Annotated in this window: 17 protein-coding genes; 10 read left to right on the top strand and 7 right to left on the bottom strand. The window is 72.5% G+C overall.

Features of this window, described 5'->3' with window-relative positions:
- Positions 1 to 16 precede the first annotated feature (16 nt).
- Positions 17 to 1,132, top strand: coding sequence for a DUF2786 domain-containing protein (locus tag ACWCRA_RS16690; protein ID WP_451067916.1), 1,116 nt, complete (start codon positions 17 to 19; stop codon positions 1,130 to 1,132).
- Between the two features lie 198 nt (positions 1,133 to 1,330).
- Positions 1,331 to 2,194, top strand: a complete 864-nt coding sequence (locus ACWCRA_RS16685) for a DUF3152 domain-containing protein (RefSeq protein WP_351557270.1) — start codon at positions 1,331 to 1,333, stop codon at positions 2,192 to 2,194.
- Here the strand turns inward: ACWCRA_RS16685 and ACWCRA_RS16680 are convergent.
- Positions 2,167 to 3,882, bottom strand: coding sequence for a glycosyltransferase (locus tag ACWCRA_RS16680; protein ID WP_451067915.1), 1,716 nt, complete (start codon positions 3,880 to 3,882; stop codon positions 2,167 to 2,169). The genes ACWCRA_RS16685 and ACWCRA_RS16680 overlap by 28 nt on opposite strands.
- A gap of 605 nt (positions 3,883 to 4,487) precedes the next feature.
- Between ACWCRA_RS16680 and ACWCRA_RS16675 the strand changes: the two genes are divergently transcribed.
- On the top strand, positions 4,488 to 6,530 hold the full coding sequence (locus ACWCRA_RS16675; protein ID WP_451067914.1) for an FUSC family protein: 2,043 nt from the start codon (positions 4,488 to 4,490) through the stop codon (positions 6,528 to 6,530).
- Between the two features lie 20 nt (positions 6,531 to 6,550).
- Here ACWCRA_RS16675 and ACWCRA_RS16670 read toward each other — a convergent pair whose 3' ends face one another.
- On the bottom strand, positions 6,551 to 7,069 hold the full coding sequence (locus ACWCRA_RS16670; protein ID WP_351557264.1) for a hypothetical protein: 519 nt from the start codon (positions 7,067 to 7,069) through the stop codon (positions 6,551 to 6,553).
- 462 nt (positions 7,070 to 7,531) lie between these two features.
- Here ACWCRA_RS16670 and ACWCRA_RS16665 point away from each other — a divergent pair, with 462 nt between their 5' ends.
- A complete protein-coding gene (locus ACWCRA_RS16665) occupies positions 7,532 to 7,774 on the top strand; it encodes a DUF397 domain-containing protein (RefSeq protein ID WP_351557318.1) in 243 nt (80 codons plus the stop codon).
- A gap of 129 nt (positions 7,775 to 7,903) precedes the next feature.
- On the opposite strand, the gene ACWCRA_RS16660 is transcribed toward ACWCRA_RS16665, so the two are convergent.
- Positions 7,904 to 8,413, bottom strand: a complete 510-nt coding sequence (locus ACWCRA_RS16660; protein WP_351557261.1) for an ATP-binding protein — start codon at positions 8,411 to 8,413, stop codon at positions 7,904 to 7,906.
- Between the two features lie 312 nt (positions 8,414 to 8,725).
- Between ACWCRA_RS16660 and ACWCRA_RS16655 the strand changes: the two genes are divergently transcribed.
- Together ACWCRA_RS16655 and ACWCRA_RS16650 are read left to right on the top strand one after the other, a co-directional pair.
- Positions 8,726 to 9,634 carry a helix-turn-helix domain-containing protein gene (locus ACWCRA_RS16655; protein ID WP_351557258.1) on the top strand — a complete coding sequence of 303 codons (909 nt, stop codon included), beginning with the start codon at positions 8,726 to 8,728 and terminating at the stop codon, positions 9,632 to 9,634.
- Between the two features lie 94 nt (positions 9,635 to 9,728).
- On the top strand, positions 9,729 to 11,186 hold the full coding sequence (locus ACWCRA_RS16650) for an aldehyde dehydrogenase family protein (protein WP_351557255.1): 1,458 nt from the start codon (positions 9,729 to 9,731) through the stop codon (positions 11,184 to 11,186).
- A gap of 111 nt (positions 11,187 to 11,297) precedes the next feature.
- On the opposite strand, the gene ACWCRA_RS16645 is transcribed toward ACWCRA_RS16650, so the two are convergent.
- A complete protein-coding gene (locus ACWCRA_RS16645) occupies positions 11,298 to 12,005 on the bottom strand; it encodes a VOC family protein (protein WP_351557252.1) in 708 nt (235 codons plus the stop codon).
- A gap of 61 nt (positions 12,006 to 12,066) precedes the next feature.
- Between ACWCRA_RS16645 and ACWCRA_RS16640 the strand changes: the two genes are divergently transcribed.
- On the top strand, positions 12,067 to 12,708 hold the full coding sequence (locus ACWCRA_RS16640) for a PadR family transcriptional regulator (RefSeq protein WP_351557249.1): 642 nt from the start codon (positions 12,067 to 12,069) through the stop codon (positions 12,706 to 12,708).
- A gap of 136 nt (positions 12,709 to 12,844) precedes the next feature.
- On the opposite strand, the gene ACWCRA_RS16635 is transcribed toward ACWCRA_RS16640, so the two are convergent.
- The gene (locus ACWCRA_RS16635) at positions 12,845 to 14,269 is read right to left on the bottom strand and encodes a glutamate decarboxylase (RefSeq protein WP_351557246.1); all 1,425 of its coding nucleotides are present in this window, start codon (positions 14,267 to 14,269) and stop codon (positions 12,845 to 12,847) included.
- 265 nt (positions 14,270 to 14,534) lie between these two features.
- On the opposite strand from ACWCRA_RS16635, the gene ACWCRA_RS16630 reads away from it, so the two are divergent.
- The gene (locus tag ACWCRA_RS16630; protein WP_351557243.1) at positions 14,535 to 15,200 is read left to right on the top strand and encodes a DedA family protein; all 666 of its coding nucleotides are present in this window, start codon (positions 14,535 to 14,537) and stop codon (positions 15,198 to 15,200) included.
- Between the two features lie 77 nt (positions 15,201 to 15,277).
- Here ACWCRA_RS16630 and ACWCRA_RS16625 read toward each other — a convergent pair whose 3' ends face one another.
- Both ACWCRA_RS16625 and ACWCRA_RS16620 read right to left on the bottom strand, forming a co-directional pair.
- Positions 15,278 to 16,945, bottom strand: coding sequence for a threonine/serine ThrE exporter family protein (locus tag ACWCRA_RS16625; protein WP_451067967.1), 1,668 nt, complete (start codon positions 16,943 to 16,945; stop codon positions 15,278 to 15,280).
- Positions 16,946 to 17,454: 509 nt separating this feature from the next.
- A complete protein-coding gene (locus tag ACWCRA_RS16620) occupies positions 17,455 to 17,949 on the bottom strand; it encodes an inorganic diphosphatase (RefSeq protein WP_351557312.1) in 495 nt (164 codons plus the stop codon).
- A gap of 196 nt (positions 17,950 to 18,145) precedes the next feature.
- Here ACWCRA_RS16620 and dacB point away from each other — a divergent pair, with 196 nt between their 5' ends.
- Complete coding sequence (gene dacB / locus ACWCRA_RS16615; protein WP_451067913.1) at positions 18,146 to 19,552, top strand: D-alanyl-D-alanine carboxypeptidase/D-alanyl-D-alanine endopeptidase; 1,407 nt, start codon at positions 18,146 to 18,148, stop codon at positions 19,550 to 19,552.
- 110 nt (positions 19,553 to 19,662) lie between these two features.
- Positions 19,663 to 20,793, top strand: a complete 1,131-nt coding sequence (locus ACWCRA_RS16610) for a zinc-dependent metalloprotease (RefSeq protein WP_451067912.1) — start codon at positions 19,663 to 19,665, stop codon at positions 20,791 to 20,793.
- Positions 20,794 to 20,995: the final 202 nt, after the last annotated feature.

Raw genomic sequence — 20,995 nt, 5'->3', positions numbered from 1 at the left:
GAAAGGAGGTGGCCGAATGGCGACAGTGGACGACGCGCTGGAGGCAGCGCTCCATCAGGACGACGACGCCTCGCTCGACACGGCCGCCTCCCTCCTCGCGGCCGACCCCGCCGCCGATCCGGAACTCGCCCGCCGGGGCCGGGAGTTCCTCCGCCGCGCCTGGGAGCGCGGCTGGCAGCCCGCCGACGTCCTCCGTCTCGTGCGCCGGGATCTGGAAGATCATCATGCCCGGCTGCTCTCCGGGCTGATCACCGAGGAGTCCCGGCGGTACGGGAACCTCACCCCCCGCTGGCGGGCCCAGCTCGCCGAGCTGCCCCCGCCCGGCCCGCGCCCCGACCGCTTCTCGTACGCCACGGCCGTCCTGGAGCTGTACCGGCTGCTGGTCCGCCTCCCCTCCGTCGAACCCGTCGGCCCGGTGCCCGGCGCCCCCTTCGTCCCGGTATCGGGGTACGAGCCCCGGATGCTCGGCCGGATAAGGGCCCTCCTCGCCAAGGCCGAGGCCACCACCTTCCCCGAGGAGGCCGAGGCGCTGACCGCCAAGGCCCAGGAGCTGATGGCCCGCCACAGCGTCGACGACGCAGCCCTGCCCCGGAGCGCGTCCGAGGCCCCGTCCGCCTGCCGGATCGGTGTGGACCCGCCCTACGAGACGGCCAAGGCGATCCTGCTCGACGCCGTGGCCTCCGCCAACCGCTGCCAGGCGGTCTGGAACAGCGCCTTCGGCTTCTCCACCGTCGTCGGCTTCGAGTCCGACCTCGAAGCGGTGGAGCTGCTCCACACCTCCCTGCTGGTCCAGGGCACCACGGCGATGACCCGTGCCGAGGCGGGACGGCGGGCGGCCGGACGCAGGCGTACGAAGACCTTCCGCCAGTCCTTCCTGATGGCGTACGCCGCCCGGCTCGGCGAACGGCTCACGGAGGCGGCCGGGAGCGTGACGGCCCCGGCCGATCTGCTCCCCGTCCTCGCCACCCGCGAGGTCGCCGTCGCCTCCCGTACGGAGGAGCTGTTCCCGCGCACGACCAGCACCCGGGTGCGCGGTGTGAGCGACGAGGCGGGCTGGCTCGACGGCCGGGCGGCGGCCGACGCGGCCCGTGTCGCGCCCGGGCGCCGGCGCGTCGGCGGGGGCACCACCTGACACCGGCGCGGAACTGAATCGCTCCGGGAACCCTCCTGCAAGGCAGACGCCGGACTCCCGAAGCGAAGGAAGCGCCCGCACCATGCAGCCACTCACATGCCCTCGCGACGCCATGGACTCATGGTGCCGTTCCCTCGTCGCCGGGTACGGTGCCGGTGCTCCTGCCGGGCGGCGGTCCCCCGGTGGCCGGCTGATCTGATGCCCCGACAGCCCTCCCGGCGCGCCGCCCTTCCCACCCGTTCCGCGCTGCGCCGCACCCGCAGACGCCGGCGGGCCCTCGTCGCCGCCGCCTCCGTCGTGGTGGTCTCGGCCGGACTCGGCGGCGCGGCCCTGCTGCTCGCGCCGGACGGCGCCGGCTCGCGCGCCCTGACCGGCCCGGCGCCCACCACCAGCACCGCCGCCCGCCCGGTGCCGCTGCCCGCGAGCCCCTCCGGGGACACCCGGCCCGAGCCCGAGCCCGAGCCGGGATCGAGGACGCCGAAGACCGTCACGCCCGTCCCGGCGGACGGACCCGGCACCTTCACCCCCGTACGCGCCTCCGGCGAGCGGCACGGCCGGGGCCCCGTGCGGCGCTTCCGGGTGGAGATCGAGGACGGTGTCCGCCTCCCCGGCCCGGCGACCGCCCGCGCTGTCTCCGACATCCTCGGCCACCCCCGGGGCTGGACCCGCGACAGCGCCTACGGCTTCCAGCTCGTGGAGTCCGGCCCGGTCGACTTCACGGTGAAGATCGCGACCCCCGGCACCACGGACCGGCTCTGCATGGTCACCACTCCCGCCAGCAAGGGAAATGTCAACTGCCGCGTCCATCACGACGTGGTGGTGAACCTCAAGCTCTGGGTGCGGGGTTCGCCGAGGTTCGACGGCCCCCCGGAGGCGTACCGCGCGCTGATCATCAACCACGAGGTGGGCCATGAGATCGGCCGGGGCCACGAGACCTGCCCCGGCCCCGGCAGACCCGCCCCCGCGATGCAGCAGCAGATCAAGGGGCTGCTGGGCTGTACGTCCAACGCCTGGCCGTACGACGCGGAGGGGAACTACGTCGAGGGCCCGTCGGTGCCCTGACCCCGGATCGGCCGCGGTGGCCCGCCGAAGCTGACCACCGTGGCCGTCCCCAGGGACCCCTCCGTGGGAATCCGCAGGGTCTCGGACCGCCGGTCGCCGACCAGCCTCCGGATACCCTCAGCGCCGGGCTGGTGCCGGCCCCGGGTGTAGCGGATGAGGCTGACCCGGGTGCCTTCGGGCGGCCCGGCCATCCGCCGGTACTGGCGGTAGGTCACCGCGTCGCACCCCGAGTACCAGCCGCTCTCCGGTTCGTAGCCGGTCACCAGCAGGCAGGGCTCACCGTCCCGGGCGGCCAGCGCGCGCGCCACCGGCACGGTCGAGCGGGCCTGCTCCGTCGGACCCGGCATCGCGCCGTGCGCGACCACCTGGACGGTGCCGAGGACCGTGAGCACCGCCAGCGCGGCGACCGCCGCCGCGACCGCGCGGGAGAGGTCTCCGGCCGCCGTCCTGATCGCCCGTACCCCGAGCACGGTGAGCAGGATGACGGGCAGGTAGACGAACCGGGGCTCGCCGTCCGTCGCGATGCCCAGCACGACCGGGACCAGCACGGAGGTGGCACCGAGGAAGACCGTGCGCCGGTCGTCGGGGACGGCCCGGCGCCCGCGCAGCCGCCGGATCGCGGCGGCCGTCGCCGCCAGTCCCGCGAACATCACCACACCCCCGAGGTCCCCCGCCAGCCGGTACGGCAGGATCGCCAGGTAGTAGAGGAGCCCGTCGCCGATGAAGGCCCGCTCGGCCTGCGAGGTGGCCCGGGTGAGGAGCCCGAGCGGCGAGCCGGTGAGCCGGGTGGCGTACAGGAAGTGGGGGAGTATCCCGAGCAGGATCGCGCCGCCCGCCAGGGCGAGCCGGCGGCCGTGGGCGAGCCAGGCCCGCGGACCGTACGCCAGCAGGGCGGCGAACGCGATGGCGGCGAGGTTGCCGACCACCCCGTAGCGGAGGTGGAAGGCGGCCAGCACCAGGGGCGGAAGGGCGAACAGGGCCCGGGACCCCGGTCTCTCCTGGGCGCGGGTCAGGGCGAAGACGATCAGCAGCAGCAGGCCCGTGGAGCCGATGTCGTTGAGGAACTCGGGCACCCGGCGGAGGAATCCGAGGCCGCTGAGGAGCAGCAGCCCGGTGAGAACCGCCGTCGACGGGGTGGTCCAGCGGGCGGCCACCGCGAGGACGACGGCCATGGTGAAGAGGGCCAGCAGAAGGGTGACGGCACGGAGCGCGCCGACGCTGTCGTCGACGCGCAGGGCCAGGGTGCCGAGCAGCGGGAGCCCGATCGGGCGGTAGACCCCCCACCCGGCGTCGGGCGGCCCGCCCTCGGTCCAGGAGCGCGCCTTGTTGGCGTACACCGACTCCTCGTGGCCGATCCAGGGTTCGTCGTCCTGGAGCACCGCCCAGACCCCGGCGGTGAGCGCGAGCACCCCGGCGGCCGGGAGACCCCGGGGGAGCCCGGCCGCGCGCAGGGGGCGTCTCCCCGGATGCGCGGAGGGGAGCCGCCCGCCCCTGCCCAGCCACAACAACGGGGCGCCGAGCAGGAGTAACGGCCAGGGCTGCCACCCCGGCAGGAAGCCGCCCGCGCCCGCCGCGAGCAGCACCTGCTGAAGCGCGGCGAGCGCGGTGACCGCGAGACCGGCGTGCCGGGCCCAGGGCCGGTCGCGCGGTGGTGTGCGTGTGTCCGAGGTTGTTCTGTCGTGCCCCACGGGGGCTTGGACCGGGGTGCGGGGCGCGATGGTTCCGTGCCGGGCCTATTACCGGATCATCGGCCGGAAGTGGGTCCACGGACCACCGGAACCGGGGACGGCCGTGGTGGTACGGGGGTCCGGCCGCCGGCCGGCACCGGCGAAGGCCGCTCCGGAGCGCCTTCGCGAGGAGGGGACCCGCCGGTGGCGCCGAACGTGCGGGCGCCGTCGGCGCGGAGCCGGCGATGCGGTCCCCGGCGCCCGGCTCCCGTGGTCCGTTGTCGCTGTGGTGTCGGGCGTCCCGCGCCGGGTGGCGGGTCCCGGAGGTGTGCGGCTGTTCACCGGTCGGGCAGTTCTCCGTGTGGTGCCGGGTGTCCCGCGTGGGGTGGTGGGGCCCGGAGGTGTGCTTGCGGCCGTTCACCGGTCGGGCGGTCCTCCGACGGCTCCCGGATCATCTCCGGCGCGGGCGCGGGCCGTTGCCGCGCGCGGCCGTGGCCGCGCGGCGGGGGGTGTGGCGGAGCCCGGCCGGCACGGCCGTCCGGTGCCGGCCGGCGGCGGAGGAGGACACCCCATACCCAGCCCCTCAAGACACAAGAAAAGCGGGCAAACCCGGCTAATCTCGCCCCATGACCTGGCTGCGGGCGCTGAAACAGACCACCCGCACCGGACTCACCCTCGAACGGCGCCGGCTCGAACCCCTCGTGGCCCTGCGCGGAGCCATCGGCCTGGCGCTGGTTGTCGGCGGGGCGCTGGCGCTGTTCGGTCCGATGGTGGCCGTCAGCTCGGCGTTCGGGGCGCACCAGGCCGCGCTCGCGATCTACCAGCGGAGCTGGCGCCCCCGGCCGGTGCTGGCGCTCGCCTCCGGGACCAGCCTCGCGATCTCCACCTTCCTCGGGTATCTGACCGCCTTCCACCTCCCCCTCTTCATCCTGCTGCTCGCGGTGTGGACCTTCGGCGCGGGGCTGGCGTGGGCGATCGGGCCCACGGTCGGGGTGATCGCCGCGTCCAATGTGGCGATCATGCTGATCACCATCACCCTGCCCGCCTCGCTCGCGGAGGCCGCCGAGCACGCGGCGGTCATCGCGGTCGGCGGGGGCGTCCAGGCGCTGCTGATCGTGCTGTTCCCGGTGCGGCGCTGGGGCGCGCAGCGCGACGCGCTGGCCGACGCGCTCGCGGCGGAGGCGGACTACGCGCGGCGGCTGCGCGAGAACCCCACCGCCTCCTTCGACCCCGAGCCCCTGATGGTGGCCCGCAGCGCCGCCGCCGTCACCCCGCGCCAGGCCCGGCGCAGACCGGCCGAGCTGCACGGCGCGCGGGGGATCGCCGAACGTGTCCGACCGGTGCTGGCCTCGCTCGCGGACCCGGCGGTGGGGGTGGCGGTGGAGGGGCCCGAGCGGGAGCGGGTGCGGGAGGTGCTGGCCGCCGCCGGGACCGTGCTCGACGCCGCCGCGCACGCGATCCGCAGGGGCGACCCGGTCCGCATCCCGCCGGAGGCGCTCGCCGCGCTGAAGAACCCGGACACGCTCACGCTGCTCGGCGGGCCGCCCCGGCGGGCGGTGATCCGGCTGGCGGCGCTGATGGACGACGTGGTGGAGACCGCGCGAGGGGAGGGCACCCCCGAGGAGTCCCACCGGGACCGGCCCCCGCTGCACCGGCTGCTCCCCGGGGCGGTGCGGGCGGTACGGGCTGAACTGCGCCGGGACTCACCGGTGCTGCGGCACGCCATCCGGGTGTCGGCGGTGGTCTGCGCGGGCTATCTGGTCGGTACGGCCCTGCCGCTGGGGCACGGCTACTGGGCGCCGATGACCTCCGTGATGGTGATGCGGCCGGACTTCTCCCAGACGTACGCCCGTTCCGTGGCCCGCTTCGGCGGCACCCTGATCGGGGTCGGGGTGGCCACGGCCGTGGTCCAGGGCTCGCACCCGGGGGTGCCGGTCTCCGGGTGCCTCGCCGTGCTCTGCGCTTTCGCCGTGTATCTGTCGCAGCGGACCGGCTATGTGGCGACCAATGTCGCGGTCTCCGCCTATGTGGTCTTCCTGCTGAACATGGGCGGTGAGGACGCCGGCCAGACCGTCCCCGAGCGGGTGGTCCTCACGCTGGTCGGCGGGCTGGTCGCGATGGTGGCGTACGCCCTCTACCCGGCGTGGGAGACCCCCCGGCTCCGCAACCGGCTCGCCGACTGGCTGAAGGCGGACGGCCGGTACGCGGCGGCCGTCGTCGATCACTACGCGCACCCGGCGGACACCGACAACCAGGAGGTCCGCCGGGCACTGCTGGCCGCCCGGGACGCCCGGATCGTCTGGCAGGACGCGCTGGCGCGCGCGATCCACGAGCCGGTACGGGCCCGGGGGCTGACCCGGGCCGGCGCGGAGGCGGCCGAGCACGCGCTCGCGCAGATGGGCCGCAGCGCGATGCTGATGGAGGCCCATCTGCCGGAGCACGGCGCCGTCCCGGTCCCGGCCGCCGCCGCGCTCGCGGACGCGCTCCGGCAGGACACGGAGCGGGCCGCGAAGGCGGTGCGCGAACGCCGGCCGCTGCGGTGGGACCGGGTGCGGGCCGCCCTCGCGGAGTGGGAGGACGACGACACCGTGCTCAGCGGCGGGACCGCGCTGCTCGCGGAGGCGCTGGAGGAACTGGCGGACGCGCTCTCCGACGGGGTGCGCGACTGACGGCCGCCGCCCGGGAGGGCTCAGGACGCCGGAACGGCGTCCAGCTTGGGCAGCTTGGTGGGCAGGCTGTCCAGCTTCGCCTTGGTGAGGGTGTCGGTGATCCCGTCGCCCCAGTCGACGACGAGCTTCTTCGCGTCCGCCGACCTGACGGTGCCCATGGTGCGCTTCTGCTTGCCGCCCGCGCAGGTCATCGCCAGCATCTGGTCGCCGTGGTCGGCCACCTCGCCGTTGCAGGCCCCGTCGGCGGTGAGGAGGACGACGGTCTTGTCCTTGATGCCGATGGTCACGGTCGTGCCGTCGGTGCGCCCCATCCACTGGCCCTGGAGCGCGGCGGGGTCCGCCTTCCCGGCCGTGGCCTCCGGCGCGTCCGGGGCGTCCGACGCGGCACCCTCGTCCTTGCCGCTCTCCTTCTCCTGCCCCTTGGAGGAATCGGCCCGGGAGGTGTCGGTGCCGCCGCTGTCGTCGCCCGCGCATCCGGAGAGAACGAGTGAGGCCGCGGCGACAAGTCCGGCCGCGGCCATGGAAGTACGTATACGCACGAAGCTGTCCCCTTGGGTGGGTTGACGGTCGGCGCCAAGCTACCAGGGCGACTTCGAGCCCTTCGGGTACGCATGGGTGTACGGGGCATGCGCGGCGCCGGGGGTCGCGGAGTACGCCATCGGGCGCATACCGGGGTCCGCCGACTGGGCGACAACGCCGATACCCGGCGCGTGTATTGGGTTATCACGTGGAGACTGGCACCAGAACGCCGCGGAACACGTCTCTTCCTGTGCGGGACTGATTCGGCCCCGGGACGGCGCAGGTCACGGAAGTGCCTTCGCGGGCGGGCGGCGACTTCTGGCCCCGGCCGGAATCCACCCCGTTACGGGCGGGAACTGTAACCACGGGAATACCGCGCGTGCACGTGCATATGCCCGTGCTATCGCTCATGCATTCGCACGTGAAACAGAGCTATGATCCGGGACAGTTGACACATGCACCTTGTAGCCCGGGAGCGTCTCGTGCACCACTCGTACAACGGCATGGCGGCCACCGAGCTCCACGGGGTCGTCTGGCAGAAAAGCAGGCACAGCAACTCCCAGGGCTCGTGCGTGGAGTTCGCCAAACTGCCCGGCGGGAATGTCGCGATGCGCAACTCCCGGCACCCGGACGGCCCCGCGCTCGTCTATACGCCCGCCGAGATCACGGCGCTGCTCCTGGGTGTCAAGGACGGGGAGTTCGACCACTTGGTGGCGGGGAGCTGACCGCTCGACCCGCTCCGCCCCGTGTGCTCCGCGCCCCTTCGGCGGATGTGCCGGCGAAGGAGAGGCGGGCCCGCCCCCCGAAGCCGGGCCCGCTCCCCGGCTCGTACGGCCCGGCTTCTCGGTCCGGGCCTAACCCAGCCGGAACAGCGCCCACACGACTTTGCCGTGCAGGGCCCCGGCGAGCGGGTGCCACCCCCAGCTGTCGCTGAAGGAGTCCACGAGAAACAGCCCCCTGCCGGATTCCGCCGTCCCCCTGGGGTCGGGGAAGGAGGTCTCGTCACCGTCGAAGGCGCCGGGACTGTCCGGGCTGGGGTCGCGCACCGCGCACACCAGCCGTCCCGGCCAGCGCATCAGATGCAGCCGGACGGGCGGGTCCTGCGCCTCGTGCGCCGCCGTCTCCCCGGGCAGGGCGTGCCGCAGCGCGTTGGTGACGAGTTCGGAGACGACCAGGGCGACATCGTCGAAACGCTCGCCCAGACTCCATCCCCCGAGGGTGACCCTGGTGAACTGCCGCGCCCCGCGCACCGCTTCGAAGCGTCCGGGCAGTGAGCACGACGCCGAACTCGACACCCTCGCGGGATCGATCGGAGGCAGCCCCTGCCGTAACGGCTCGAGCATGGTCGATCCATTCGTCCCCATGCGAGGCACTCCCCGGGAATCGCGGCTGTGGCGCTACAACACGAACGAGCACGCAGGTGCGGCGAGGACCATGGTTCCGAATGCGTTGGGCAGATGCAAGGGCAGATGCACGTGCACGTGACCGTGATGTCCTTGTCCGTGGCGATTCCTCGTCATATCTTTCTCTGATCTCTTTCATGGTCTTCCCAAGGGAGTCCCATTTCCGTAACCGGATGAGTACGCGCTGAAGTGTTTTGGTGGCAGAATCGCGCACTTGAGGCCCGGGGGGTGCCTCAGTCTGTAAGAGGAGTCCGCACAGGACCGACGAGACGCATGACGAGGTTGGGGAGGGTTGGAGTCGTGACCGTTGGCGAGTCGTGGGCCGAAGGGCCGGGTGGGGGTTCCGTGGTGCGGCGCATCCTGTTGGGCTCGCAGCTGCGGAGACTGCGCGAGTCACGCGGTATCACCCGGGAGGCGGCCGGCTACTCGATCCGCGCGTCCGAGTCAAAGATCAGCCGTATGGAGTTGGGTCGGGTGAGCTTCAAGGCGAGGGATGTCGAAGACCTGCTGACGCTCTACGGAGTCGCCGACGAAGTCGAGCGCGGCGCGCTCCTCGGCCTCGCCAAGGAGGCCAATGTCGCCGGGTGGTGGCACAGTTACAGCGATGTGCTGCCCGGCTGGTTCCAGACATATGTGGGACTGGAGGCGGCGGCGTCCCATATCCGTCTCTACGAGGTCCAGTTCGTGCACGGAATGCTCCAGACCGAGTCGTACGCCCACGCGGTGGTCACCCGGGGCATGCCCGACGCGCCGAAGGACGAGATCGACCGCCGGGTCGCCCTGCGGCTCGAACGGCAGAAGGTGCTGGTCTCCGAGCGGGCGCCCCGGCTGCACGCGATCCTCGACGAGGCGTCGCTGCGCAGGCCCTACGGCGACCGCGCCGTCATGCAGGGCCAGTTGAAGCATCTGATCGAGGTCTCCGAGCAGCCGAACATCACCCTTCAAGTGATGCCCTTCAGCTTCGGCGGTCATGCGGGCGAGAGCGGCGCGTTCGCCATGCTGCGCTTTCCCGAGTCGGACCTGTCCGACATCGTCTATCTGGAGCATCTCACCGGCGCGCTGTATCTGGACAAGCGCGAGGAAGTCGCCCAGTACGAGAAGGTGATGACCCGCCTCGGGGAGGACAGTCCGGACCCGGCCGAGAGTCGCGATGTTCTGCGTGGTCTACTCCAACTCACCTAATGCGTAAGTATAGTGACGTGGCATCAGACGCGCTTCTTTGTGAGGTTCTGAGGTTCTGGCGTTCCGACGTTCTTGACGGGTGAGGGATCGGTATATGTCCTTGTTCAGCGAGCTGGCCCACCAGTACATCGATGGCACGTGGCGGCCCGGGAGCGGCTCCTGGGACATCATCGATTTCAATCCGTACAACGGGGAGAAACTGGCCTCCATCACGGTCGCCACCGCCGCCGAGGTCGACGAGGCCTATCGCGCGGCCGAGCGCGCCCAGGTCGCCTGGGGCGAGACCAGTCCGTACACCCGCCGGACCGTCTTCGAGAACGCGCTGCGCATCATCGAGGAGCGCGAGCAGGAGATCACCGAGGCGATCATCGCCGAGCTGGGCGGCACGTACATCAAGGCCGGCTTCGAACTGCACCTCGCCAAGGAATTCCTGCGCGAGGCGATCCAGCTCGCCCTCCGCCCCGAGGGGCGGATTCTGCCCTCCCCGGTGGACGGCAAGGAGAACCGGGTCTACCGGCTGCCCGTGGGGGTCGTCGGGGTGATCAGCCCCTTCAACTTCCCCTTCCTCCTCTCCATCAAATCCGTCGCGCCCTCGCTGGCGCTCGGCAACGCCGTGGTGCTCAAGCCCCACCAGAACACCCCGATCTGCGGCGGTTCCCTGGTGGGCAAGGTCTTCGAGGACGCGGGGCTGCCGCCGGGGCTGCTGAATGTCGTCATCACCGATATAGCGGAAATCGGCGACGCGCTGATCAGCCATCCGATTCCCAAGGCGATCTCCTTCACCGGCTCCGACAAGGTGGGGCAGCATGTCGCCACCGTCTGCGCGGCCAACTTCAAGCGGGCTATCCTGGAACTGGGCGGGAACAGCGCGCTGATCGTGATGGACGACGCGGATATCGACTATGCCGTCGACGCCGCCGTCTTCAGCCGTTTCGTGCACCAGGGCCAGGTCTGTATGGCCGCCAATCGCGTTCTGGTGGACCGCTCGGTGGAGCGGGAGTTCACCGAGAAGTTCGTCGCGAAGGTGCGGACCCTGAAGGTCGGCGATCCGGCCGACCCGGCGACGCACATCGGCCCGCTGATCAACTCACGGCAGGCGGACGCCGTCACCACCCTGGTGGAGCAGACCATCGCGGCCGGCGCGACCGCGCTGCTGCGCGGCGGCGCCGTCGACAATCTGGTCGAGCCCTCGGTGATCACGGGTATCGCGACCGACTCCCCGGTGCTGGGCCAGGAGATCTTCGGCCCGGTGGCGCTGATCGTGCCCTTCGACGGGGAGGAGGAGGCGATCAGGATCGCCAACGACACCCCGTACGGGCTGAGCGGCGCCGTCCACACCGCCGACATCGAGCGCGGGGTGCGGATCGCCAAGCGCATCCACACCGGAATGATCCACATCAATGACAGCACCGTGCACGACGAGCCGATCGTGCCCTTCGGGGGCGAGAAGCACTCGGGCAGCGGACGGCTGAACGGCGAATCGATGATCGAGGCGTTCACCACCCAGAAGTGGATCTCGGTGCAGCACGGCCGTTCGCGGTTCCCCTTCTGAGCGGCCCTCCCCATCGGGCGGCCCCGCGCACGGGGAGGAGCGGGCCAGGGGCCACGGGGGACGGAAGGTGTCCGCTGTGGCCCCTGGCGTTCGCGGTGCCGGGAGGAGGGGTCAGCCCCGCAGCTCGGCCAGCCGGGCCAGGGCGTCCCGGACGGACTCCCGCTCCGCCCCGGTCAGCTCCACCGACGCGGCCCGCTCCAGCAGCGCGCGCGCCGACTCCGGGTCGCCCTGCCGCTGGGCTATGTCGCCGCGCAGCACCAGCAGCCGCAGAAGCTGCCCGGGCTCCGGCCGCTCGTCCGTCAGCCCCAGCGCCCGGTCGATGATCCGCGCGGCCCCCGGCAGATCGTCCTTGGAGTCCGTGTACAGATCCGCCATGTGCAGCGCCCGCTCGAAGGTGCCCTTCGGCACGGGCCGGTGGCTCTGGTCCTCGCTGATCGCCTGCCCGACCCGGATCGAGTTCCCCGTGGGATCGGTCATCAGGAACTGGCGCATGCCGTACGACATGTCCTTCAGTGGGCCGATGCGCGGCAGACCCCGGGCGGGGACGCGTCCGTACGCGGCCTTCAGCCCCGTGCGGAAGGCGGTGTGCAGGGTGTCGACATCGTCGGTGGTGATGTAGCAGCCGGAGTAGGACGAGGCGGGGTCGTACTCCTTCATGCCCAGGAACTGGAGTTCGACTGCACCGCGCTCGACCACCACATAGGCGTAGGGGCTCTTCTGGTGGAACGTCGTCGCGAATCCGAGCGCGGTGTAGAACTCGATCAGCGATGGCATCAGTTCGGTCCGGCAGGGGAGGAGGGGGATCGTGTTCTCGGCCATCCTGAGAGACTAGGCAAAGTTGAATAGTGTGGTCAAAGTTGATGAGAGTGGGGTTTCGGCCATGTCAGTGATCCGGCTGCTGGTCCTCGGAGCCGTCCGCCAGCACGGGCGGGCGCACGGTTACCAGGTCCGCAACGATCTGGAGTTCTGGGGCGCGCACGAGTGGTCGAACGCCAAGCCCGGCTCGATCTACCACGCCCTGAAGCAGATGGCGAAGCAGGGGCTGCTGCACGCCCACGAGGTCGCCCCCTCCACGGCCGGCGGCCCTCCGCGCACCGAGTACGAGCTGACCGCCGAGGGTGACGCGGAGTATCTGCGGCTGCTGCGGGAGTCCCTGACCGGCTACGACCAGAAGATGGATGTGCTGTCGGCGGGTGTCGGCTTCATCGTCGACCTGGAGCGCGCCGAGGCTGTCACCCTGCTGCGGGAGCGGGTCCGCGCGATGAGGGAGTGGCGGTCGTCCGTGACCGACTACTACACCCCCGAGGAGGGGCCGGGGCAGCTCGGGCACATCGGCGAGATCATGAATCTCTGGGTCTCCTCCGCCGACTCCGGCGCGGAGTGGACGCTCGGCCTGATCGAGCGGATCGAGGGCGGCGCCTATGTCTTCGCCGGCGAGGGGGACCGGCAGGTGCTGGTCCTCGGCGAGGGGGAGGCGAACCCGTATGCGACGGGGGAGCCGCACGAGGGGGACGCCGGCTAGGGAGTTTCTTTCGGGTCGAGCCCGGCACGATCCGAAAGAGACGACCCAGGAGCCGGGCGGGCGCCCGGACTGCTCAGGGCGGCCGGTGGTGCCTGCGGTGGTGCCTGCGGTGGTGCCTGCGGTGGTGCGGCAACGGTCAGTGGTGGAAGGCCGTCGCCGTCGCCGCGTCCTTGCCCAGCGGCTCCGACTGGCGGCGCAGCTCCGGCAGGAGCTGGTCCAGATCCTCCAGCAGCAGCTCCGCCAGATCGGAGGAGAAGCCGTTCCGGACGACCACCCGCAGCACCGAGAGGTCCTGGCGGTTCGCCGGGAAGGTGTAGGCGGGGACCAGCCAGCCGTGTTCGCGCAGCCGCCGGGAGACGTCGAAGACATCGAAGTTCCGCACCCCGGGCGCGGTGGTCAGCGCGAAGACCGGCAGTTCGTCGCCCCGGGTCAGCAGCCGGAAGTCGTCGAGCGCCGCGAACTTCCCCGCCAGACCGGACGCGATGTCCCGGGCGGCCTGCTGAACGGCCCGGTAGCCCTCCCGGCCCAGCCGCAGAAAGGTGTAGTACTGCGCGACGACCTGGGCGCCCGGCCGGGAGAAGTTGAGCGCGAAGGTGGGCATGTCACCGCCCAGATAGTTCACCCGGAACACCAGCTCCTCCGGCAGCTCGGCCGATGAGCGCCACAGCGCCCACCCCACCCCGGGGTAGACCAGCCCGTACTTGTGCCCCGAGGTGTTGATCGAGCTGACGCGCGGCAGCCGGAAGTCCCAGACCAGCTCCTCGTCCACGAACGGCGCGACCATCGCGCCGGACGCCCCGTCCACATGGACGGGGATGTCGAGCCCGGTCCGCTCCTGGAGTTCGTCGAGCGCCGCGCAGACCTCCGCCACCGGCTCGTACGACCCGTCGAAGGTCGAGCCCAGGACCGTGACCACACCGATGGTGTTCTCGTCGCAGAGGTCGGCGGCGATCCGGGGATCGATGTGGAAGCGGTCGCCGTCCATGGGCACCTGGCGCGCCTCCACCTCCCAGAAGTTGCAGAACTTGTCCCAGCAGACCTGCACATTGACGCCCATCACCAGATTGGGCCGCGCACCCGCCGGGTAGCGGTCGGCGTTCCGCGCCGCCCAGCGCCGCTTGAGCGCCATCCCCGCGAGCATGCACGCCTCGCTCGAACCGGTGGTGGAACAGCCCACGGCGGCACCGGGATCGGGCGCGTTCCACAGATCGGCGAGCATCGCCACACACCGCCGCTCCAGCTCGGCGGTGCGCGGGTACTCGTCCTTGTCGATCATGTTCTTGTCGCGGCACTCGCCCATCAGCACCCCGGCCTGCGGTTCCATCCAGGTGGTGACGAAGGTGGCGAGATTCAGCCGTGCGTTGCCGTCGAGCATCAGCTCGTCATGGACCAGCCGGTACGCCGTCATGGGCGGCAGCGGCCCGTCGGGGAGCCGGTGCGTCGGTGGCGCCGAGGTCATTCCGCTGACGGGGTCGGCCTCCCCGTAGAAGGGGTTGAGGGAGAGCCGGCGCCGCTCGCGCGCCTGGTCCGATGGTCTGTTCGCGCCCTGGTGGAGTGGCATCCGGGCCTCGCCGCCTTTCCGCGTACGCGTACACACTCGGCTCCCAGGCTCGTACGGGGGCGCATCGCCCGCAACGCGAGCCCCCGCGCCCACCCGTGTGCGGGGCGCGCGCCGCCCGGCATCGCTCACTCCAGGTGTCCGTACCCCTACATTGGGTGGCTCGCCCTCCCCTCCGCTCCCGTGGTCCGGGTGCCCGACGAAGGATGGTCATGCCGCACACCACGCGAGGCCGGACGCCCCTGAGAAGCGCGCTGCGGGGGACGCCGTGACCGCCCTCGCGCTCGGACCGGGCTGGCTCGATCCCGACTATCTGATCGGCGCCTTCGGCCTCATCGGCGTCCTGGTCATCGTGTTCGCCGAGTCCGGGCTGCTCATCGGGTTCTTTCTGCCGGGCGACTCGCTGCTGTTCACCACCGGCCTGCTGGTGACGGCCGGGAAGCTGGACGGCCTGCCGCTGTGGGCGGTCTGCGCCCTGATCGTGTGCGCGGCCGTCATCGGCGACCAGGTCGGCTATCTCTTCGGCCGCAGGGTCGGCCCGGCGCTCTTCAAGCGGCCGGACTCCCGGCTCTTCAAGCAGGAGAACGTGGAGAAGGCCCACGACTTCTTCGAGAAGTACGGCCCCAAGTCGCTGGTGCTGGCGCGCTTCGTGCCGATCGTGCGGACCTTCACCCCCGTCGTCGCCGGTGTCAGCCGGATGGACTACCGCTCGTTCGTCGTCTTCAACATCATCGGCGGGGTGCTCTGGGGCGCCGGGGTGACCCTGCTGGGCGCGGCGCTCGGCAGGGTCGCGCTGGTGCACCAGCACATCGAGAAGATCCTCCTGCTCATCGTGGTGCTCTCGGTGCTGCCCATCGTGATCGAGGTGCTGCGGGCCCGCGCCCACGCCCGGAGGGCGGCGGAGGCCGCGGAGCCCGCCGCCCCCCGCGGCTAGGGAGTTTCTTTCGGATCGGGCCGGATCGGTGAGCGGTGCCAGGGCTCGCGAGCCCGGCACGATCCGAAAGAGACGACCTAGAACCCCCGGGTGCGCTTCGCCGCGCGGCGCGGTTCGCCGGAGCGGATCGCCCCGCCCGGCACCCTCAGGAAGAGCCGGGACATCTCACCGCCGAGGTTCACCCCGATCGCGATGGCCAGCGCCAGGGCCGACGCCTTGGAGAGGGAGGCGAGACCCGCGTTGAGATCGCCCCGGGCGATCGCCAGCAGCCCGAAGTAGGTCGCGCTGCCCGGCAGCAGCGGCCCGATCGCCGCCGTCACATAGGGCAGCGCGGAGGCGAAGCGGTAGCGCGAGAGCATCTGCCCGAAGAGGCCCACCAGCCCGGCCGCCACGGCCGTCGCCGCGACCGGCGGCACATCCGAGGTGTTGGCCAGCGCTCCGTACACCACCCAGCCGATACCGCCGTTCAGCGTCACCAGCCAGACCGTGTCCCGCTCCTGCTGGAGCAGGACCGCGAAACAGAGCGAGAGGCCCATCGCGGCCAGCAGCTGGATCTCCGGGCGCTCCACGGCCTTGAGCGCGGTCTCCGGGGTGAGGGCCGCGCCGAGCGCGATCCCCAGATAGAGCACGAGCAGCACCCCGATGACGATGCCGACGATCAGATAGACGACCTCCAGGAGCCGGGCGGCGGCGGTGATGTAGAAGCCCGTCAGCCCGTCCTGGACGCCCGCGACCAGCGCCCGTCCCGGGATCAGCGCGAACAGCCCACCGGTGATCACCGCCGAGGCGCGGACGTCGAGCGGGGAGAGGATCAGCGCCACCCCCATCGCCGCCGGGGGCATCGCGGCGGCCACGAACTGATAGAACTCCGGCAGCCCGCGCCCCGCGCAGAGCCAGGCCAGCCGGTCGCCGAGCATGGCGCTGATCGCCGCCGCCAGGAAGACCAGCACATCACCGCCGACCAGCACGGACGCCGATCCTGCCAGCAGCCCGCCGGCGACCGTGAGCGCCCAGCCGGGGTAGGGGTGCCGGTTGCGGCGCATCTCCGCGAGCCGGCGGTAGGCCTCCTCCAGGGAGACCTCGGTGTCCGGGGTGCTGATGTCGTGGACCAGCCGGTAGACCGCCGCCAGCCGGGTGTAGTCGGTGCCCCGGCGGCGCACCGTCCGGTTCGCCGTCACCGGGTCGTCCACCAGCGACGGCTGGTAGGTGATCGACAGCAGGGTGAAGGTGACGGTCGGCTCGCACCGGTCGAGTCCGTACGAGCGGGAGATCGCGAACATCGCGGCCTCGACGTCCTCCGCGCCCTCGCCGCCCGCGAGCAGCAGTTCGCCGATACGGAGAGTGAGGTCGAGCACCCGGGGCACGGCGGGGCCGGCCTCGTCGGCCTTCTGCACGGTGTCGGGCACCGGCCGCTCGCCCACCGGCATCCGCAGCATCGCGCGCATCCGGTCCTGCCAGGGCGCGTCCTTGGTCAGCCGGACGGCGGGGATGCCGTGCGACGGGGTGAACGCGGGCGGGGAGTGGCGGAAGCTGTAGGTGCTGGGCGTGGCGAAGGCGGAACCTTCCTGCTCCGGCGGGGCCTCGGGGGCCGCCCCCGGCGGAAGGCTGAACTCCGAGGTGGGGTGGTCCTCCTCCGGGGGCTCCGGCGGCTCGACCCCGGCCGGCGGGGTGAAGGCGCTGTGGGCCTCGTCGGACAGGGGTTTGCGGTCCTCGGGGAGGGCCGGCAGCGGGGGGAGCGCGCCCAGCGGGTCCGGGCGCGGAGGTGCGCTCGGGCCCGCCGGCTCCGGTGTCCCCGCCGGCTCCGGTGGCTCCGGTGTCCCCGCCGGCTCCCGGGGGACGAGCGGGTGGGTGCCCGCCGGCCCGTCCGGGGCCGGGCCGTCGGGGTCCCGGCCCCGGCGCCCGCTCCGGCTCCGGCCCCCTCCGTCCCCGGGGGCCCGGTCCTCGGGGCCCTTCCGGCCCTTCCGGTTCCCGCGGCCCGCGGGCCCCTCGCGGTCCCCGGGGTCCCGGCCCTCGGGGGCCCGGTTCTCGGGGTCCTGGCCCTTGGGGTCCCGGTCCTTCGGAACCTCCGGCTCCGCCACCACGTGATGCCCTCGCTCCCTCTCGCTCGTGTCGCCGGTGTCCGTGTCAGCTCAGTATGTGCGTGGACATGGCGACGTACGACTCCGGGGATCTTCTGCCCCACGCACCACGGGCGGGACACCTGCCAAGGTGTCCCGCCCGTGGTGAAACGCGGTGAAGCGCCGGTACGACGGCGTCAGTGCGCGCCGCCCTTCGCCTCCAGGCGCTTGTAGGAGGCCTCGATCTCGGCCTCGGCCTCGGTGCGGCCGACCCAGTTGGCACCCTCGACGGACTTGCCGGGCTCCAGGTCCTTGTAGACCTCGAAGAAGTGCTGGATCTCCAGGCGGTCGAACTCCGAGACGTGGTGGATGTCCCGCAGGTGCTCCACGCGCGGGTCCGAGGCCGGCACGCAGAGCAGCTTGTCGTCGCCGCCCGCCTCGTCGGTCATCCGGAACATGCCGATCGCGCGGCAGGTGATCAGGCAGCCGGGGAAGGTCGGCTCGTCCAGGATCACCAGGGCGTCCAGCGGGTCGCCGTCCTCGCCGAGGGTGTTCTCGACAAAGCCGTAGTCCGCCGGGTAGCTGGTCGAGGTGAAGAGCCGACGGTCCAGACGAATCCGTCCCGTCTCGTGGTCCACTTCGTACTTGTTCCGCGAACCCTTCGGGATCTCGATGGTGACGTCGAACTCCACGTGTGGCTCCTCCATGATCAACACAAAATATCCGGTGGTGCTGTGCCCTTCCGGGGAGTGCTCCCCGGACCCCCAGCCGTGTGGTCACTGGTGCCGACCGGGTGCTGACTGGGGTGCCGTGCACACGGCAAGACGCAGTTCTGGTGATTAAGTGTCCCTCACGCAGGTGTGTGATCGCGAAAGGGGCTGGTGCGAGGTGCCGGTGATCAGGACATGGCAGCTCGCGGCAGGCGCGGCCGTGACCGGACTGGCCCTCGCCGCCGGGGCCGTCCTGGCGGCCGGCCCCTGGGAGTCCGGGCAGCGCGAGGCCGAGCGGGAACGGGCCGCCGGCGCGGACCGGGCGTGGGCCTCCGGCGCGGGGCGCGCGGACAACCGCCCTCCCGCGCGCCCGCGCCCGGCGCCCGCGCCCAGCGCACCCGCGGTGCTCAGCGCGCTCGGCACCCCGGCACCCACCGGCCCCGCCGACGGGAAACCCGGCGAACTGGGCGAGGAACTCGGCCCCCTCTTCGCCGACCCCGGACTCGGCCCCCTGCGCACCGCGTCCGTCGTCGACGTCTCCACCGGACGGCAGCTCTACGGGAAGGGCGCCACCAGGGCGATGACCCCGGCCTCGACGGTCAAGATCGCCACCGCGGTCGCGGCCCTGACCGCGCTCGGACCCGACCACCGCGTCCCCACCACCGTCGTGGCGGACGGCAAGAGGATCACCCTGGTCGGCGGCGGCGACGCCGGGCTGGACCGGGCGGCCCTGCGCACCCTCGCCGAGCGGACCGCCCGCGCCCTGCGGGACCGGGGCGTCACCGGCGTACGCATGGCCTACGACACCTCCCTCTACCGGGGCAACCCGCTCCACCCCATCGGGATGAACGGCAATATCGCGCCCGTCACCGCCCTGATGGTCGACCAGGGCCGTATCGATCCCCGCGCCGCCGGATACACCGAGCGCAGCCACGACCCCGCCGGTGAGGCGGCCCGCGCCTTCGCCGGGATGCTCGGCCGGGCGGGGGTGCGGGTCACCGCCTCGCCCGCCCCCGGGCGGCCCGCCAAGGACTCCCGGCCGCTGGCCGAGGTGGTGTCCCGGCCGCTCTCCGCGCTCGTCGAACGGATGCTGACCGACAGCGACAACGACCTGGCCGAGGCGCTCGCCCGGCAGACCGCCCTGGCCACCGGCGAGAAGGCGGACTTCGCGGGCGCCGGACGGGCCGTGAGAGCGCAGCTCGCGAAGTCGGGCCTCCCGCTGGGCGGGGCGCGGTTCGCCGACGGCAGCGGACTCGACCGCAGGGGCCGGGTCTCGGCCGGTCTGCTCACCGCGCTGCTGGCCGAGGCGGCCCGCCCCGACCGCCCCGAGCTGCGCTCCGTGCTGACCGGACTGCCGGTCGCCGGCTTCAGCGGCACCCTGCGCGCCCGCTACTCCGACACCACCCCCGGCAGCGGGCTGATCCGCGCCAAGACCGGCACCCTCACCGGTGTGAACGCGCTCTCCGGCACGGTGGTGGCCCCCGATGGCCGACTCCTCGCCTTCGCCTTCCTGGCGGGCCGCACCACCTCGCGGGACGAGGCCCAGGACGCGCTGGACCGGCTGGCGGCGGCGCTCGTCTCCTGAGCCGTGCGCCCCCTGCCCGGCTCCGCCGGCCCCGACCGCGCGCGACCTGCTCGAACCGGTGCGCGAACAACACCCCGCCGCCGCGCGGGACCACCACGTACGGTTGACGCATGACGAGCATCGGTGGTGCCGAGATGGTCGACTGGAATCTCGCGGTGGCGACCGCGACCCGCTTCGTGCGGCCAGGACCCGACGTGAGCAAGGACGAGGCGCGTGCGATCGTCGCCGAACTGCGGCGGCATGCCAAGGCGTCCGAGGAGCATGTACGGGGCTTCACCCGCATGATCCCCGAGAACCACGCGCCGGAGGACACCCCCGTTCTGGTCGTGGACCGCGCGGGCTGGGTCAAGGCGAACGTGGCGGGCTTCCGCGAGCTGCTCAAACCACTGCTGGAGAAGATGCAGGAGCGCCGCACCGGCGGTGCCACGGGCGCGGTGCTCGGCGCCGTCGGCGGCAAGGTCACCGGCGTGGAGCTGGGGATGCTGCTGTCGTTCCTGGCCTCCCGGGTCCTCGGGCAGTACGAGACCTTCGCCCCCGCCTCCCGCGACCTGCCCGCCGGTGCCAGCGGGGGCGGGCGGCTGCTGCTGGTCGCCCCCAACATCGTCCATGTGGAGCGTGAGCTGGAGGTCGATCCGCACGACTTCCGCCTCTGGGTCTGTCTGCACGAGGAGACCCACCGGACCCAGTTCACCGGGGTGCCCTGGCTCCGCGACCATCTGGAGGGCGAGATCCAGGCGTTCCTGGGCGAGACCGACGTCGACCCGATGACGGTCCTGGAGCGGCTGCGGGAGGCCGCCCAGTCGCTGGCCGGGGCGCGGCCCGAGGGCGAGGAGGAGGAGAGCGGGCGCTCCATCGTCGAACTGGTCCAGACGCCCGCGCAGCGCGAGATCCTCGGCCGGCTCACCGCCGTGATGTCGCTCCTGGAGGGGCACGCGGACTATGTGATGGACGGTGTCGGTCCCGATGTCGTGGCCTCGGTCGCCGAGATCCGGGAGAAGTTCCAGCAGCGCAGGGCGCGCGGCGCCAGCCGGCTGGACCTGGCGCTGCGCAAGCTCCTGGGGCTCGACGCGAAGCTGCGGCAGTACCGTGACGGCGAGCGGTTCGTCCGGGCCGTCGTCGACGAGGTCGGCATGGACGGCTTCAACCGGGTCTGGACCTCGCCCAACACCCTCCCGACGAAGGCGGAGATCGCCAGGCCGGCCGAGTGGGTGGCGCGGGTGCACCGCAGGGCTGACTCCTGAGAGGGGGTTCCGCGCGGGGCGCCGCCTCCGGGCGGCGGGCCGGGCCGGCCGGAGGCCGGTGAGGCCGCGGGCCGGCTCCGGCCCCCCGGGGCGGGCTCCGCGGAGGACCCGGCCCCGAGGGGCCGCCGGCTTCCGGCGGACGCACCTCCGGGGGCCGCGGTCCGGGGGCGCGGTCCGGGAGGCGCGGGCCCGGGAAGCGCGG

The organism is Streptomyces sp. NPDC001889, from assembly GCF_053594535.1.
Note: the sequence above shows the minus strand (reverse complement) of the source record. Positions and strands in the feature narration are given on the sequence as shown.